This window comes from Rhodococcus sp. NPDC056743 (genome assembly GCF_042790355.1).
GTDB lineage: Bacteria > Actinomycetota > Actinomycetes > Mycobacteriales > Mycobacteriaceae > Rhodococcus_F.
On the sequence record NZ_JBHTZI010000001.1, the window covers coordinates 19,544 to 35,091 of the forward strand.

General features: G+C 60.5%; 15 protein-coding genes. 6 read left to right on the plus strand and 9 right to left on the minus strand.

Annotated features, from left to right (window positions below; genetic code table 11):
• Window positions 1–8 precede the first annotated feature (8 nt).
• The 9 genes from ACFRFQ_RS00110 to ACFRFQ_RS00150 all read right to left on the minus strand — a co-directional run bounded on the left by ACFRFQ_RS00110 (window position 9) and on the right by ACFRFQ_RS00150 (window position 8,022).
• A complete protein-coding gene (locus ACFRFQ_RS00110) occupies window positions 9–1,376 on the minus strand; it encodes a DUF222 domain-containing protein (protein WP_378651504.1) in 1,368 nt (455 codons plus the stop codon).
• 105 nt (window positions 1,377–1,481) lie between these two features.
• Entirely contained in the window at window positions 1,482–2,243 is a 762-nt protein-coding gene (locus ACFRFQ_RS00115; protein ID WP_378651507.1) for a GntR family transcriptional regulator, read from the minus strand.
• 79 nt (window positions 2,244–2,322) lie between these two features.
• On the minus strand, window positions 2,323–3,129 hold the full coding sequence (locus tag ACFRFQ_RS00120) for an NAD(P)-dependent oxidoreductase (protein WP_378651511.1): 807 nt from the start codon (window positions 3,127–3,129) through the stop codon (window positions 2,323–2,325).
• The gene (locus tag ACFRFQ_RS00125) at window positions 3,126–3,944 is read right to left on the minus strand and encodes an NAD(P)-dependent oxidoreductase (protein ID WP_378653464.1); all 819 of its coding nucleotides are present in this window, start codon (window positions 3,942–3,944) and stop codon (window positions 3,126–3,128) included. The genes ACFRFQ_RS00120 and ACFRFQ_RS00125 overlap by 4 nt, the downstream gene beginning before the upstream one ends.
• Window positions 3,945–3,964: 20 nt before the next feature.
• Window positions 3,965–4,468 carry a DoxX family protein gene (locus ACFRFQ_RS00130; RefSeq protein WP_378651514.1) on the minus strand — a complete coding sequence of 168 codons (504 nt, stop codon included), beginning with the start codon at window positions 4,466–4,468 and terminating at the stop codon, window positions 3,965–3,967.
• Between the two features lie 4 nt (window positions 4,469–4,472).
• Window positions 4,473–5,435, minus strand: coding sequence for an alpha/beta hydrolase (locus ACFRFQ_RS00135; RefSeq protein WP_378651516.1), 963 nt, complete (start codon window positions 5,433–5,435; stop codon window positions 4,473–4,475).
• Between the two features lie 98 nt (window positions 5,436–5,533).
• Window positions 5,534–6,394, minus strand: coding sequence for a mycofactocin-coupled SDR family oxidoreductase (locus ACFRFQ_RS00140; RefSeq protein ID WP_378651519.1), 861 nt, complete (start codon window positions 6,392–6,394; stop codon window positions 5,534–5,536).
• Window positions 6,395–6,475: 81 nt separating this feature from the next.
• On the minus strand, window positions 6,476–7,195 hold the full coding sequence (locus tag ACFRFQ_RS00145) for an SDR family NAD(P)-dependent oxidoreductase (RefSeq protein ID WP_378651522.1): 720 nt from the start codon (window positions 7,193–7,195) through the stop codon (window positions 6,476–6,478).
• A 23-nt stretch (window positions 7,196–7,218) separates the two neighbouring features.
• On the minus strand, window positions 7,219–8,022 hold the full coding sequence (locus ACFRFQ_RS00150; RefSeq protein WP_138870278.1) for a TauD/TfdA family dioxygenase: 804 nt from the start codon (window positions 8,020–8,022) through the stop codon (window positions 7,219–7,221).
• Between the two features lie 319 nt (window positions 8,023–8,341).
• Between ACFRFQ_RS00150 and ACFRFQ_RS00155 the strand changes: the two genes are divergently transcribed.
• The 6 genes from ACFRFQ_RS00155 (at window position 8,342) to ACFRFQ_RS00180 (ending at window position 15,548) form a co-directional block, all read left to right on the plus strand.
• Complete coding sequence (locus ACFRFQ_RS00155) at window positions 8,342–9,535, plus strand: OB-fold domain-containing protein (RefSeq protein ID WP_378651525.1); 1,194 nt, start codon at window positions 8,342–8,344, stop codon at window positions 9,533–9,535.
• Complete coding sequence (locus tag ACFRFQ_RS00160) at window positions 9,532–10,692, plus strand: thiolase family protein (protein WP_378651528.1); 1,161 nt, start codon at window positions 9,532–9,534, stop codon at window positions 10,690–10,692. Before ACFRFQ_RS00155 ends, ACFRFQ_RS00160 begins: the two co-directional genes overlap by 4 nt.
• 780 nt (window positions 10,693–11,472) lie before the next feature.
• The gene (locus tag ACFRFQ_RS00165; RefSeq protein ID WP_378651530.1) at window positions 11,473–12,333 is read left to right on the plus strand and encodes an MlaE family ABC transporter permease; all 861 of its coding nucleotides are present in this window, start codon (window positions 11,473–11,475) and stop codon (window positions 12,331–12,333) included.
• Entirely contained in the window at window positions 12,334–13,188 is an 855-nt protein-coding gene (locus ACFRFQ_RS00170; RefSeq protein WP_378651533.1) for an ABC transporter permease, read from the plus strand.
• Window positions 13,189–13,191: 3 nt separating this feature from the next.
• Window positions 13,192–14,514, plus strand: coding sequence for an MlaD family protein (locus ACFRFQ_RS00175; RefSeq protein WP_378651535.1), 1,323 nt, complete (start codon window positions 13,192–13,194; stop codon window positions 14,512–14,514).
• The gene (locus ACFRFQ_RS00180; RefSeq protein ID WP_378651538.1) at window positions 14,511–15,548 is read left to right on the plus strand and encodes an MCE family protein; all 1,038 of its coding nucleotides are present in this window, start codon (window positions 14,511–14,513) and stop codon (window positions 15,546–15,548) included. Before ACFRFQ_RS00175 ends, ACFRFQ_RS00180 begins: the two co-directional genes overlap by 4 nt.

Genomic DNA, 15,548 nt, shown 5'->3' on the forward strand with positions numbered 1-15,548 from the left:
AGCTGGTTTCAGTCTCGGTGGACTGGTCCTTGGCGGGTGGTGGAACGTCGGCGTCGTTGTTTCGGGTCGATCGCTGCTGGCGGAATGAACCAGGGTTTGTGATCGGAACCCATTTTGATTTCCCAGATTCCGCGGAACCCGCTGGTGCTGTGGATCAACGTGTGGTGGCTCCGGCAGAGCAACACGAGGTTGTCCATCACCGTCAAACCGCCCGTCGACCACGGTTTTATATGGTGCGCGTCGCACCAGGCGGGGACGGCATCGCAGTTGGGGAATGCGCAGCCTTTGTCCCGGGCGATCAACGCGATACGTTGCTGGGCTGTGACGAGGCGCTTGAGCGGTGTCGCATCCAACGGTGCGCCGTTACCGTCCATCAAGACGGTCGAGAGCATGCAATCACACGCCAGCATCCGAGTTTTGCTGACGCTGAGCGGACCCATCCACGGCATGTACCCGACATCGAGATCCTCGAACACAGACTCGTCATCCAGATCAGGCGCGTCATCGTTGTCTGCTCGTGTGGTGGCGCATTCACGATGCTCGGCAAGGTCTTTCGCAGTGATATGCACATTCACGTGCGGACGTTGACCACCATCCACACCGGTGGCGGCGTTGTCGAGGTAGCGGCGGATGAGTTCGGTGAACGCGTCGGCGGTGCGTTTTGCTGCCGACCGCGCATCCGGGGTCCCGTCCGCGGCAGGTTTGGGCATCGACAACCCCGACAGCGCCGATAGCAGCATTTCACCGGTCAACGCATCGAAGTCGCCCTTGATGACAACCCGACCGTTCAACGTCGGCGCGATACGTAACGCATTCAGATCATTATCCTCACCGGGCGGAGGCTCGTCGGATTCGAAAATCCGCTCCAAAACCGCGATCGCATACCGCACCTTCGTGGTGGTCGCTTCCACCCCGGACGCAGCGGCAAGAAGAGTTTTCAGGCTTGGCGTCAACGCGATGTCCGGCATCCCTTTCGGCGGGGATTCACAGAACGCGGCGATCAATGCTGCATGATCGAGCGAGAGATCACCGGCCTCGAACTGCGCCGCAATATCCGGGAACACCCGCAGTGCGGCACCGAGAGCGGCGATCTTGTTGCCGGCCGAGTTCTGCAGCATCGTATTCGCCGCCAACCACCGACCCACACCGCGGTAGCAGAGCACCTGCTCATCGGGATTGAGTGCCAATTCGTCGACCGCGGCCACTCGAATCGCTTCCAGCCGAAGAATTTCCGCCGATGCACTAACGGCAACATCGCGGACCTCGGACGGGTGCAACCGCCACAACCGGCCGCGCACACCCGCAGCCGAACCGGCTACAACATCCCCCACCGCAATAGAATCAAAAACCGTCGTCATCAAGGCCTCCCCACCCATGACCTCAATTATACTCGAACATCCATTCGATTCAAGGGATTTTTCGGGCACATTCTTCCGAATGATGTTTGGAGCCAGAGGTATCGGCGGATCTTGCAGCAATTTTCAGGAGCCGTGACGACCGGCACGCTGAATCGAGAGTCGGTGCTCGTACCGTTCCGATGCGTGTACCGTCAACGAGATTTCTACCGGAACTCCATTGCCGTTTCGGTAGACCCGCTCGATGTGTAGGGCAGGTCTACCCGGCGCGGTGTGCAGAATTTCGGCGATGTCGTCGGAGACGAGAATTGCGGTGACGGTTTCCTCGGCCCCGGCAACAGGACCCGCCACACTACCGACCGAAGCGAGGATGGTTCCGGGCGTGCGGCTTGTCGGGATCAGGCTCTCGGATATCAGTTTTTCGGCGACGTCGGGCGGGAGAATGATCGTGTTGACGGCGTATGGCTGGTTGTCGATCCAGCGCCGAACCTTCAACTGCGCCACAACAAGACCGTCGAGCTCGAGCTTTTCGGCGTGGACACGGTCACGTCGGAGTTCGAGAGGCGAGATGACTTCCATCTCGGTGCCCGGCCACTCCTCGAGCTGTTCGATCGAATCGGTGGAACGGACGGAGCGGCCGGTGCTTGGTTGGTCCGTCGGAAATGTTCCTCGGCCGCGGACGCGATACACCAGGCCGTCCGCCACGAGTTCCTGAAACGCTCGGCGCACCGTTTGTCGCCCGAGTCCGTACTCGGCCATCAGTTCGGTGTCCGTCGGCAGGGGGGTTGTCTGGTCGTACCGGCCGGCTGCCACAGCTTCGGCGAGAGTCAGAGCAAGGCGTCGGTACCCCGGTAGATCGGTACTGCCCGACAGGACTGACCCGCCCATCTTGTTCTCCCGCTTATGGTCGATTGACTGCCGATATTCTCATCGGCAACGCTATCGCATTCGGAAGTACCGGCGTGAGTCAGACGCGATTCGGTAGTGCGGCGTTGACCGCGTCGTCGAGCAGTCCGAGATTGCCATCCAGTTCGGTAGCGATCTGTCGGACGACGCCCACGTCCTTGCGCAGGAAATCTCCGACGGAGTCCGCAAATGCGGCCACTGAACCCTTGGCAGAAACACTGGTCAGAGCCCGGCTGTTGGAACTGCCGTAGGGAAGCGCCGCGAGCAGATCACCCTCCTCGATCCCGAGTTGCGTTCCCAGTCGGACAGCTTCGGTGAGAAGGCCGATCTGGGCAGCGAAGAGGGCATTGTTGACAAGCTTGACCCGCTGCCCGTTGCCGATCGGTCCAACGTAGAGAACTGGATCGGCGTAGCTTTCCAAGGTCGGCTGGATGCGTGCGAGTGTGTTGGCATCGCCGCCGACAAAGAGGGTCAGCCTGCCCGCGGCGATGTCGTGCGGTCCGCCGCTGACCGGTGAGTCCACGACTGCGACACCAAATTGTGTTGCGTGCTCGGCGACGGCTTCAGCTGTGCGCGGGCTTCCCGTTGTGTGCAACACCAGGGTCGATCCGCGAGGCATCGACGCGAGCAGGTCGCTGCCGAGGCATACCTCGCGAACCTGCTCGTCCGTGAAGACACAGATGATCACGAGATCGGTGTCTGCGCCGACCTCGGCAAAGGTGGACACGGCTCGAGCGCCGGATGCTTCCAGCGCAGTTCGCGATTCGGTAGAACGTGTAAACCCGCGAACCTCGTGACCGGCTTCGACGAGACGACTGACCATCGGTCCGCCCATCCGTCCGGCGCCGATAAACCCGACGCGCGTCATCGGCGGTGATCCATGAGTTCGAGGGTGGCATCAGCCGCAGTCAGTACAACTCCGGTGGGTGCTTGCGCTGACGTCGCAAGATCCGCGATCAGCCCGACGTCCTTCTGGAGCAAGGTGCCCGCGTGCTGGGCGATACGCTCGAGTGTTCCGCCGGCAGAGACGATCCGGCTCAGCGCGAAGCTGTTTGCGGTGCCGTGCGAGATGACGTCTCCGAGGCGGTTGGGATCAACACCGAGCGACTGGCCGAGTGCAAGCGTGTTCGCGGCTGTAGCCAAGTTTGCCGTGAAGAGAAGATTGTTGAGCAGCTTCGTGATCTGACCGGAGCCCAGCGGGCCGAGGTGAACAACAGGATTCGCGTACATCGAGAAGACAGGACGGACGCGTTCGAAGTCTTCGTCGCTTCCTCCGACCATCACCAGAAGGCGGCCTTCCGTAGCGGCGATGCCACCGCCACTGACTGGAGCGTCAACGACGGAGACTCCTCGAGCAGCCGCTGTTTCGCCGAGTTCGCGACAAGTATCCGGGTGAACTGTGCTGTGCACGGCGATGATTCCACCCGGCTTCATTCCGGCGAGGACTCCGTCCTCGCCGGTGACAACGTCGAGAACATCCGCGTCGCTGCCGACACAAATGCACACGAGATCGCTTGCCGCGCCCAGTTCGGCCGCAGATTCGGCGAACTTGGCAGTAGTGTCGGAAAAGGGAACTCGGGCTTCGGGACGTCGTGCCCACAGAGTGGTTTCATAGCCGGAGTGGACGATTCGCCGTGCCATCGGCGTGCCCTGGCTACCGAGTCCGATGAATCCTACGTGCATCGCGGGTCCTCCTAGAGTGATCATGAAACCTCCTGTAGCTGTGGCCGCCAGAACAAGCCGAGAAGTACAGCGGTGCCGACTGCGCCCACTCCGAGGGCGATACCGCCACCTGCCCACCCGGAGACATCGATGTTCAGTGCGCTGTCGAGGGATATGCTGCCGGGGCCGAGCATGGCGGAGGCGAGCGCGACAAGCGCGAGCACCATCACGTACTCGTAGCCGTCACGGAAGATGAAGAATCCGTTGGGGCGGTGTGCCAGTATGCCGGCAACCAGCATGACCGAGATGACGGCCGCGCAGGCAAACGGATTCAGGAATCCGACGATCAGTAAGATGCCGGCACCGACTTCGGTGACTACGCTCATCCAGGCCTGAAAGGTGCCGTTGCGTAGTCCGAGTCCGCTGAACCAGCGGGCGGTACCCTCGATCTTTCCGCCGCCGATCCAGTGATTGACTCCGTGAGCAATCATGGTCGAACCCACGGCCAATCGGATCAGTAGCAGTGCAACGTCTGCGGAATTCATGGAGTCACCTTCCGTGGCTCGCGTGAGCCGTGCTGTCGTCTGTTGGCAGGTCTGCGAATTCGGATCGACCGGCGATGCATTCCTCGACAAACGCCAAGACGCGGAGGTGATATGCAGTCGCGGTATAACCGAGGCTGAGGTTGTGTCCGCCGTCGAACTGCTTGTCCACGACCACTCGCGGTGCAGCGGTGAACAACTCGGCGACGGCGAGCAGCGCCTCGGGATCGTTCCGCCACACATGCTCGTATTCGCCCGCAGTGAAATGAACGGGAATATTCACGCGTGCAGCCAGATTCGGGAAGTTATCCCGAGGCCAGCTTCGCACCACGTCACCTTCGTACTTCGGTGTCCGGGATGCGATCGGGAGACCGCCGAACAGTTCTTCGGCGTACAACCGGCTCGGCTGCCACAACAATTCACGCACGGCGATGGGATCGGCGTTGCGGGCGGTGACGCCCAGGATTTCCTGTGCAAGGGGCTGTTGCTCACGGCCGGTGCCGGAGAGTTCGATACCGAGGAAGGCGTCTCCGCGCTCGTCCGCGGCCAACCGGGTGGCCAATTCGCAGCCGATGGAGTGAGCCAGAACGAATATACCTGCGCCGCGGTCGATTCCTTCGAGATGATGTTCGATCGCCGCATACGTCATGTCGACGCGTACCTCGGGATCGGCCAATTCGGTTGCATGGGGATTGGAGCTGCCGTACCCAGGTCGGTCGAGTGCAAGCACGGTGAATCCGAGGGCTGCTGCGGTGCGCAACAGCGACAGTCGGGGGTGCCCGGGGCAGTCGAAGTATGCCGAGTTCGTTGCCCCGCCGTGCACGGCAAGAATGACCGCACGCGGTTCTGGAACCTCGATCAGTAACGCGGACATGGGAATGCCGTCGACATCGACGGTCCGGTTCACGGGCGCGTGGCCTGAAGCGATTGTGCCAGTCGAACTGGCGACTACGGTATTCGTGGTGCTCATGTATCCGTCCTGAAGAAATAGCGAGCACTGACTTCGCGATGGGTGATGATTGAAACTTCGCCTTCACGAATGTGTTTCGTGAAGGCGAAGTCTGAAGATCAGATGTGGTAGTCGTACGACTTCAGGTAGCCGCCGCCGTCGACGCGCATCTGCATGCCGGTGACGTAACGAGCCTGCTCCGATGCGAGGAAGAGGACGGTCTCACTGATGTCCTCGGGCTCGACCCACGGAATCTGCATTGCCTGCTGGACCGGGAACGACAGCACTGCATCTTCGCGGCCCGGGTTCTCGAGGTCGGGGCGGAAGGACTTGTACATCGATTCGTTGTGCAGCATGTCGGTGTTGCAGTTGGTGGGATGCACAACGTTGGCACGAATTCCGCGTGGCGCGAGGTGTGTGGCGAGTTCGTGTACGTAATGGGAGAGCGCACGCTTGGAGAACACGTACGCAACGCCGCCGAGGTCCTTGCCGGGTACGTCGACCTTGCTGGTGTCGATCATCGACGCTGTCGAACCGGTGGCGATGATCGAGGCACCCGTGCCGAGGTAAGGCAGCGCCGCCTGGATAGCGTTGATCGTGCCGACGAGGTTGGTGTCGACGGTGTCGGACCAGGCCGCGATATCCGGTTCACCGCGCATTCCGGCAACGCCGGCCTGCGCGACAACGATGTCGAGGTGGCCCAACTCGGCCACGCCACGTTCGAGCGCCGCACGCAGCTCGTCGACCTTGCGGACGTCGGCCTTGGCGGTGACGATGCGGCGACCGTGCTTCTCGACGAGACGGGCAGTCTCTTCGAGATCCTCGGGGGTGGCCATCGGGTACGTAATGGAATCGAAGTCGGCGCAGATGTCGACGGCGATGATGTCGGCACCCTCTTCGGCCAAACGCACCGCATGACTCCGGCCCTGACCCCGCGCTGCGCCGGTGATGAACGCAACCTTGCCTTCAACGCGTCCCATTGTGAATCCCTTCGTTCGATGTGTTGGGTTGTTCAAACTGGTTGTGCAGCTGCCTTATTCGCCGCGCGTGAAGCGGAAGGACTAGGTATTGCGGCCGCCGTTGACGCCGAGGATCTGACCGGTGATGTAGCCGGCTTCTTCGGAGATGAGGAACGCGCAGGCAGCTGCGATGTCTTCCGGTCGGCCGACGCGCCGGACCGGTGTCTTGGCAATGTGGTCTTCGACGGTGCCACCGAGGAGGCGCTTGCCTTCGGCCGTACGCAGCATCGGAGTGTCGATGAATCCGGGGGGAACGGCGTTGACGGTGATTCCTTCTGGGCCGAGCTCCAGCGCCAAGGATTTGGTGAGGCCGTTGACCGCGGACTTGGACGCGACGTAATGCGTCATGAACGGCTGCCCGGAGTGCGCGCTGGACGACGAGATATTGACGATGCGACCCCAGCCGGCGTCGAGCATGTCGGGGAGTGCCGCTTGGCAGCAATGGAATACACCGTCGAGGTTGACGTCGATGACGCGCTTCCAGTCGTCGAACGACAGCTTCGTGAATCGTTGGAATCCGTCGAGGCCGGCTGCGTTCACCAGGATGGTGACGGGACCCAATTCTGTGCGGATCTCCGCAAGAACTTCGTCCAACCGGGCGCGGTCCGTGACATTTGCTGTGTACGAATACTTTTCGTCTGAGGGTGTGAGGTCGATCGTGGCTACGTTGTATCCGTCGGTGCGCAGGCGTTCTGCGACAGCGCGACCGATACCCGAACTGCCACCGGTGACAACTGCAGTTCGCGTGATCTGAGTACTCACGTTCTCTCCGTTCGCGGATTCGCTCATGCCCACGGCTCGTTGCCGAGGATTGTGGTGCGGTGCATCGTTCGCTCCGACTTGGGGTCGTAGGGAAGTGCACGATGCAGCATTCCGGTGTTGTCCCAGATGACCACGTCGTCGACCTCCCACGTGTGGCTGTAGGAGAAGCGCTCCTGGGTGGTCCACGCGAGCAGTTCGTCGAGGAGCGCCCGGCTTTCGTCAGGCTGCATTCCCACGACGTGGTCGGCCGTTGCGCCGAGGACCAATGACTTGCGTCCGTCGCGGTGTTCCCAGACCAATGACGATTCATGGGTGGGCAGATGGCGCCAGGATGCAAGTTGCTTCTCAGTGGGGTTCGGCTCGATAAGTCGCTGTGCAGCTTCGAAGCTGTGGACGACGCGAAGGTCGTCGTAGCGCTTACGTTCCTGCTCCGGCAGATTCTCGTACGCCGCGTACGTGCTGGCGAATTCGGTGCCTCCGCCTGTCATGGCCACGTGCCGCGCAGTCAGCATCGTCGCCTTGGCCGGCACGTCGTTGGTGGTGTCGTCGATGTGCCAATTGAACGTGCCCCGAAGGTATTCGGCCGACGGGTTCTTGGCCGGGTCGAGCGTGACCTTGAAAATTTCCTTGCCCGCGGGGGCCAATACCGGCCCGAGCTTGCGGCTGAATGCGATCTGAGCATCGTCGTCGAGGTGCAAACCGCGGATGAGCAGTACCCCGCGCCACTTCAATGCCTCCAGGCATCTCGCAACTACAGCCTCGTCGTCCAAGCTGTCGATACCGATGACCTCTACGCCCAATGCCGGGCTGAGCGCCTTAGTCTCCATCAGAAGAATCTCCCTTCAATTTATGAGAACCATACTCTCGCTTTCGTGATGCCCGCAAGAGTCGAAGAAGGGCAGTTCACTCCGGGAGAAGCCTGGCGATCGATGAAGGTGACTCGCAGTCGTGGGGCTATGCGAGAGTCGGTCTGATTGCTACAATTCTCACAGCGAGAATGCAGTATTCTCATTTGTGAGAATAGCGTATTCAAATCAGAGGGAAACGAGATGCACTCGATGGGTTTAGGGAGTGACCTCCTGATTCACCGTGTACCTGCTCTCGCTTGAAGTTCTGAGCGATTTTCACGATTACGGGGAGACTGGCATGTCATACATCGCTTCGATAGGGACGTACCTACCGTGCTGGGGGACGTCGGATTCCCGCGTGCCGGGTGACGACGAAGACGCGATCACTCTCGCGGTCGAAGCCGGCAGAGCGGCGTGTAGCACCAGCACCTCCGTAGAGCACGTCATTCTGGTCAGCCGGGATCTGCCACTGCTGGAAAGCAGTAATGCCGCAGTCCTGCTGGCCGGACTCGGACTGGATCCCGAACTGGAGGTGGTCGAGCGCCTCGGCGGTGCGCCCGCAACGCTCGACGCCGTCAGCAACGCTCGCCCTCGGACACTGATCATCGGCGTCGACCTCGAACCGGCAGGGGCGGCGGCCGTACTGACCTCGGACCACGGATTGCGCGTCCGCACCGCCGCTCGGGTCTCGCGTAGCCTTCCCGTGCGTACTCGTAACTCCATTGGTGTTGTCCATGATTACGGCGATCCACGGTTGCTCAAGGAACGCGGATTTGCCGCATCATTGTCAGCTGCCTGGGTGGATGCCCCGGTCGCGGTCGCCGGTGTCGAACACAAGCAGGCCGCCGCATTGTGTGCGGGAGAGCCCGTTCGGCTACCGACACTCGGCGCGAGTTCGGGTCTGTTTGCTCTCGCGGCCATGGTCGATTCGGGAAGCACCGGATCCCTCGTCGGCGTCGAGCAAGCCAGTCTCTCCGGAGTCCGGGTCGCGGACGGCACCGCCGAGGTTCATCGCCGCGAGCCTGCGCCGCGCCCGAAAGTGGAAGGCCAGTTCGTACCCGGCGCCGACATTCCGATCTCGCTGGCAGCCTACGAGCGCGCCTTCGACGCAAAAGTCCGGTGGGAAGCCGGAAAATACGAAGACAGTGAAGACCTGGACTTTCCTCCTCGGTATCGTGTCGACAACGACGGCACACTGAAGACGGACTACACCTTTGTGCCACTACCACGTACCGGATCGGTGTATACCGAAGTAACCGTGCATGTTCCGGTTCCCGGACTGAAGACTCCGTATTCCCTGGTGATCGTGGAACTCGACGACGTCGATGTTCGTGCGCTCGTCAAGGTGACCGGCGTCGAACCGGGAACAGTTGATCTCGGCGATCGTGGCCGAATGGTTCTACGCCGGGTGGCGATTCGCTCCGGGGTGCCGGACTACGGATACGCATTCGAACCGGAGGCAGCATTTCTGATCGAGCAGGAGGCGGTATGAGAAACGTGGCGATAGTCGGCGCGGGGATGACACCCTTTGCCGAACATTTCACCCTGGGTATCAAAGACCTGTTGCCCATGGCGTTCTCCGAATGCGCGGCCAGTGTCGACAAGGGCTTGGACAAGTCGGATCTGCAGGCAGCCTGGTTCGGTGCGATGGGAACACCAGACGGGTTCCCGTCCGGAATTCTCGCAGATACTCTCGGACTGGCAGACATTCCGGTAACTCGTATCGAAAACTCCTGCGCAACAGGCCATGACGCCGTCCGCAACGCGCTGTTCGGAATCGCGTCGGGCGCATTCGACGTCGCGGTGGTCATGGGCGCGGACAAACTCCGCGAGAGTGCGTCGAAGGACATGCTGTGGGAATGGGAAGCGATGGCCCGGGACATGGCGTGGGATTACCCGCTCGGCCTGGTGGCTCCGGCCGGCTTCGCCTTACATGTGCGCCGCTACCTGCACGAATCTCCCGCAACCCGGGAACATATGGCCATGGTGGCCGTCAAGAATCATCTTCACGGTGTCAACAACCCCAAGGCCTGCAAGCGTTTCGAGATCACCATCGAGGAAGCACTGAACGCGCCGACCATCGTGACACCGTTCAGTGCCTACGATTGCGCACCACAGAGTGACGGCGCCGCGGCGTTGGTGCTGGCGGCAGAAGATGTCGTGGGGAGGTACACAGATCGGCCGGTCTGGATCCGCGGCGTCGGCCTGGGTCTGGATTCCGTCATGCACCAACACAAGCGTGACATGACATCGTTCCCCGCCTCGGTCCGCGCTGCAAAGCAGGCCTTTTCGATGGCCTGCATGACCCCGTCCGACGTGGACGTCGCAGAGGTACACGACTTCTTCACCGGCATCGAGTTGATCAGCTACGAGGATCTCGGCTTCGCCGACCGGTTCGAGGGGTTCAAACTCATCGAATCGGGAGCTACCGGGATCGGCGGCTCCATTCCGGTGAATCCCAGTGGCGGACTGATCGCCAAGGGGCACCCGCCGGGAGCGACCGGTGTCGCGCAGTGCGTCGAGTTGTTCGAACAGCTGCGGGGGGACGCCGTCAATCAGGTCGACGGAGCCCGGATCGGCTTGGCACACAACGTCGGTGGGCCGACTGCCGTTGCTGCAGTGACCATTTTGGAGGGGCCGACGGTCTGAAACGAAATAGTTCGGAGAAGTATTGACAGTGGGCGAGCGTCGAGCGACGCTTGCCCACTGCTGCCTGTCTACGGTGCGTTGCACCGGAACTGACGGCTAATCGACCCGTGTCGATAGCTCGTGATTTGCCGTAGCCGCCTGTGTCCACACGCCAGGCGGCAATTCTTGTTGTCGTAGCTAGCGCCGGCCGTTTTCGCCAGTGGCGCCGCAGATCTCGACGACGTGGGCATGAGTGCGACGTGCGGACCTGCACAGAACCATTTTCCTTGACACTTTTCACAATAGTGTCTAGTTTTATGTTCGCTCAGCCAGGTGCCGCTCAGCCAGATTTACTGCGGCAGTGTTGCCCTTGCGGGTCAAGTCTGGGTGAGTTGATGTTCGTTACGTGCATTTCTCGAGGGGGTGGCTATGTCCGTGGGTGACGTGACGAGAGTCTTGAAGCGCCGGTATCTGCCGTGTGGATTTCCAATCTCCTTGCAATAGAACTCGATTCGCTGAGTCGGCCAAGTCGGCATGTTCGATGGGGAAGGCTGCAATACGCACTCGGTGTCGAAGGTTCGTCGCGCGCTGTGATCTTGACCTCATTCGACAATTCATGCTAAGAAGGTGCTCAGCATTTTAGTGAAAGCTGAGCTCGGAACGGGCGGACAGCATCTTTCGGGGGGCAATGCTCAGTTCGGAAGGCGGCAGATCACGCGGTAGCGGCAGGTTAGACGCAATGCGTGCGCACTCTCGTACGAGGCGGACTGAACTTGTGGGCGAACGGAAAGTGGAAGATCCATGGAGATCCCAGATCGAAGTTTTGGCCAGAAAAGTTCTGCATCAAGCGAAATCGCCGGTTGGATGCACGGGTATACACGACGGCATCCTGTTGCTGCACTGGAAACGGTTGGTGGACAATGTGTTCTCGGACTTCGCGCAATCCAGTACTTGGTGATCGACATCGCGACCTTCCGATTTCCCGTTGCGGAGTTCGTGCGTCAGACGGCCTTCATGGCGTCGGCATCCGCGGTTCCGACTTTGTTTGTCGCGATACCGATCGGTGTGACATTGTCGATTCAATTCGGCCTGCTCGCTGGACAAGTCGGCGCGACGTCGCTGGCCGGGGCTGCCAGCGGCCTTGCGGTGATCAGGCAGGGCGCTCCCATGGTCGCTGCCTTGCTCATGGCATCGGCAGCGGGATCGGCGATATGCGCTGACCTCGGATCGCGCAAGATCCGCGACGAGATCGATGCGTTGGAAGTTATGGGGATTTCCGTTGTCCGCAGGCTTGTGGTGCCCAGGCTGGTGGCAGCGATCACGGTTGGTGTTGCGCTGACGGGGCTCGTCTGCTTTGTGGGATTCCTTTCCGGCTACCTGTTCAACACCTTCGTCCAGAACGGCACTCCCGGTAGTTTTGTGTCGACTTTTGCATCCTTTGCGACCGTCGGTGATTTCTTCCTGACAATGATCAAGGCAGTCCTCTACGGCGCGATAGTGGCAATCGTGGCTTGCCACAAGGGGATTACCACGCGCGGTGGACCAGCCGGCGTTGCCAACTCGGTCAATGCCACAGTGGTGGCATCAATTTTGCTCCTCATGGTCGTGAACGTGGTCCTGACACAGTTGTACGTGTTGATGTTTCCACGGACGGGTTTCTAGATGGCATCGCGGTATTACCCACCGGGCGTGAGGTCAGCCGTCAAAGTAGCCATGGCGCAAGCAACAGTCGTCATGCGGCTGGGCCACATGGTCACCTTTCTGGGCCGGGCACTGGCCGCAGTTCCCTGGACCTTGAGGCATTACCGGAAGGAATTCTTGCGGATCCTCGCCGACGTCACGTGGGGCAACGGCTCGATCGTGGTCGGTGGCGGAACTGCAGGTGTGATCATCGTTCTGGGCGCCGCGGCCGGAGCGATCGTGGGAATCGAAGGCTACAACGCGCTGCATCTGCTGGGATTGGAGCCGGCGACTGGAATGATTGCGTCGACTGCAACAACGAGGGAACTGGCACCCATCATGGCCTCGTTGGCTTTTGCCGCGCAGGCAGGGTGCCGCTTCACAGCGCAACTGGGCGCGATGCGAATCTCGGAGGAGATCGACGCGATGGAAGCTCTGGCGATCCGTCCCATTCCGTATCTCGTGACAACAAGGCTGATGGCATCCGTGGTCGCAGTGGTGCCGCTGTATCTGCTCTGCCTAGCCTTGAACTACCTTGCTGTGAAAGTAGTGATCGGGTTGTCAGGTGGAGTGTCGAGCGGAACCTACGAGCATTACTTCCGTTTAGTTCTCAGTGCCACGGACATCGGTTACTCATTGGTGAAAGCTGTTGTGTTCGTGACCATTACCTCCACCATCCAGTGTTACTACGGCTTCTTCGCTTCCGGTGGTCCGCAAGGGGTCGGGACTGCGGCCGGCCGAGCGATGCGGGCCAGTATCTCGGCGATGATCGTCGTGAATTTGTTGCTCACCGTGGCATTCTGGGGCATCGGTTCCGGAGCAAGGCTGGGTGGGTAGCTGATGCCGATACTCTTCGAAGCCGACGGTCGAGGACCCTCTGCGACAACACTTCTCGTGAACGGTCTCTGTGCACTGATCGTCGTGGCGCTGTTGATCACCGGATTGGTCGCGAAGATGAACGGAGTTTTCGACAAGGCCTTCGAGGTCACAGCGGTTCTCGCCGATGTCGGCGACGGGTTGCCTGCGCGTTCGGATGTGAAGTTTCGAGGAGTGCTGGTCGGAGTGGTGAACAGTGTGGATACGTCGAGTGGCGGCGAGAAGAAGTATGTCGACATCGCGCTGAAACCGGAGTATGCAGCCGGGATTCCGGCAACTGTGACAGCGCGTGTGGTGCCCAGCAATGTCTTTGCGGTGTCGTCCGTTCAGTTGGTGGACAACGGCAGCGGACCGCCGCTGTCACCGCACGCGGAAATCGCACAGGACGAGAGCCTTTCAACGGTTCAGCTGCAAACTGCGTTGACAAAACTCCGTGAAATTGTCTCTGCGACAGCACGTATCGGAACTGATCGCACACTGGGAATGCTGGCCGTTGTTGCGGCGGCAACAGATCGTCGCGGTGCCGATATCGTCACTGCGGGTGAGCAACTCCGCCGAATTGCCGGCGAACTCGGTGAGCTGATCACGCCGACCGGTGAACCTTCCACCTTGGATGCGTTGTCTTCTGCCATCCGCGGTCTCCAAGAAGCCGCACCAGACCTTCTTGATGCCGTACACCATTCCGTCGTGCCGATGCGAACGTTGGCAGAGAAGGATGCCGCATTGACAGCCTTGTTGGCTGCCGGTTCGACCACACTGTCGGAAGTCGGTTCCGTACTCGACAACAACACGGACAAGATCGTCGACATCACCACTCAACTTTCGCCGGTACTGAGCGTAGTTGCCGACGGTAGTACGGAATTCGCACCCATCGTCACACGGATGAAAGTCATATCCGACAAGTGGTTCACCGAGTTCTGGCCGGTGGGGCAGCAGAACGCGACCGGAAAATTCCTGTTCCAGTTCACACCGCACAAGATGTACACCCGAGATGACTGTCCTCGCTACGGCGAGTTGGCCGGTCCGAGTTGCGCGACTGCACCGGAGACTGCAGTGCCACCTGTGGTCGCTGACGGCATCGCCCAGCAGTTCGACTTTGCCCCGACGTCCGGGGGGAATGTCGGTCCGGTCGGAAGTGCGCAGGAGAAGGCACTTCTGGGAGATCTTCTGGGAGGCGAATCGACTTCCGCCGATGAGTTCATTCTCGGACCGCTGGCCCGTGGCAACACGGTGCAGGTGACACCCGATTCGGACGTGCCACTCGACCCTGGGCAGGGGACCCGATGAGCTATCGCAAACCCTTGATCGGTATTGCCGTATTCCTGTTGATCTCTTGTGGTCTCACGTGGACTGTGTTCGTAACGCTGCAGCGCGGCGTTGCGGGAGACACGACGTCGTTTACCGCAGTTTTTACCGATGCGTCAGGATTGCGCGCCGGCGACGACGTGCGGATGGCTGGTGTTCGGGTGGGGCGCGTCGATTCGGTCAGCCTCGACGGAACACTCGCGCGAGTCGCATTTCGTATCGAATCGGATCAAGCGCTGTACGGCAACACCAAGGCCGCGATCACGTACCAGAACATCATCGGCCAGCGCTATCTCGGATTGTCTCTCGGTGAGCAGGGTGAACCTCGAGTCTTGACGGGGGGAGACGAGATTCCGGTCGAGAACACGGAACCCTCATTCGACATCTCGGTTCTTCTCAACGGTTTCGAACCACTCTTCAGCGTGCTCGATCCCCAGCAGATCGACAATGTCACCACTGCGATCATCAGTGCACTGCAGGGAGATTCGGGATCGATCACCACGTTGGTGTCCGAGACGTCCACTCTCGCCGAGTCGTTTGCCGGACCGGACAAGATTCTAGGCGATATCATCGTCAATCTGGACGGCATCGTTCGCAGCCTCGCGATGCAGAGCACCAACGTCGACACGATGATCACGCAGGCTCAGTCCATATTCGAACAGTTGGCAGCCAGGCGGGGCGAAATGGTCGATTCGCTGGGTTCGATCGCGCTCGTTGCCGATCAAGTGGCAAAGTTGTCGAGCGACGTATCTCCTGATCTGAACGAGTTCCTCACTCGGGAACCAGGTTTCGCTCAACACTTTCTCGACGACAAGGATACCTTCGGATACTTCGGTTTCAATCTACCGCCGATGCTGAAAGGACTTGCGCGCGCAAGTCAGGACGGAAGTTACATCAACACGTACCTGTGCAATCTCAATCTCACCCTCGTCCCGGCGATCAGTGCCGTGATCCCGGCGATAGTTGCGCAGTCGACCCCCGGTGGCCAGATAACCCAGTCGAAGATTTGCAGGTAA

What these genes read in the sequence shown, in the direction of transcription:
- ACFRFQ_RS00110 (WP_378651504.1), bottom strand. Translation starts at nt 1,376, where the DNA reads ATGGGTGGGGAGGCCTTGATGACGACGGTTTTTGATTCTATTGCGGTG.
- ACFRFQ_RS00115 (WP_378651507.1), bottom strand. Translation starts at nt 2,243, where the DNA reads ATGGGCGGGTCAGTCCTGTCGGGCAGTACCGATCTACCGGGGTACCGA.
- ACFRFQ_RS00120 (WP_378651511.1), bottom strand. Translation starts at nt 3,129, where the DNA reads ATGACGCGCGTCGGGTTTATCGGCGCCGGACGGATGGGCGGACCGATG.
- ACFRFQ_RS00125 (WP_378653464.1), bottom strand. Translation starts at nt 3,944, where the DNA reads ATGCACGTAGGATTCATCGGACTCGGTAGCCAGGGCACGCCGATGGCA.
- ACFRFQ_RS00130 (WP_378651514.1), bottom strand. Translation starts at nt 4,468, where the DNA reads ATGAATTCCGCAGACGTTGCACTGCTACTGATCCGATTGGCCGTGGGT.
- ACFRFQ_RS00135 (WP_378651516.1), bottom strand. Translation starts at nt 5,435, where the DNA reads ATGAGCACCACGAATACCGTAGTCGCCAGTTCGACTGGCACAATCGCT.
- ACFRFQ_RS00140 (WP_378651519.1), bottom strand. Translation starts at nt 6,394, where the DNA reads ATGGGACGCGTTGAAGGCAAGGTTGCGTTCATCACCGGCGCAGCGCGG.
- ACFRFQ_RS00150 (WP_138870278.1), bottom strand. Translation starts at nt 8,022, where the DNA reads ATGGAGACTAAGGCGCTCAGCCCGGCATTGGGCGTAGAGGTCATCGGT.
- ACFRFQ_RS00155 (WP_378651525.1), top strand. Translation starts at nt 8,342, where the DNA reads ATGTCATACATCGCTTCGATAGGGACGTACCTACCGTGCTGGGGGACG.
- ACFRFQ_RS00160 (WP_378651528.1), top strand. Translation starts at nt 9,532, where the DNA reads ATGAGAAACGTGGCGATAGTCGGCGCGGGGATGACACCCTTTGCCGAA.
- ACFRFQ_RS00165 (WP_378651530.1), top strand. Translation starts at nt 11,473, where the DNA reads ATGGAGATCCCAGATCGAAGTTTTGGCCAGAAAAGTTCTGCATCAAGC.
- ACFRFQ_RS00170 (WP_378651533.1), top strand. Translation starts at nt 12,334, where the DNA reads ATGGCATCGCGGTATTACCCACCGGGCGTGAGGTCAGCCGTCAAAGTA.
- ACFRFQ_RS00175 (WP_378651535.1), top strand. Translation starts at nt 13,192, where the DNA reads ATGCCGATACTCTTCGAAGCCGACGGTCGAGGACCCTCTGCGACAACA.
- ACFRFQ_RS00180 (WP_378651538.1), top strand. Translation starts at nt 14,511, where the DNA reads ATGAGCTATCGCAAACCCTTGATCGGTATTGCCGTATTCCTGTTGATC.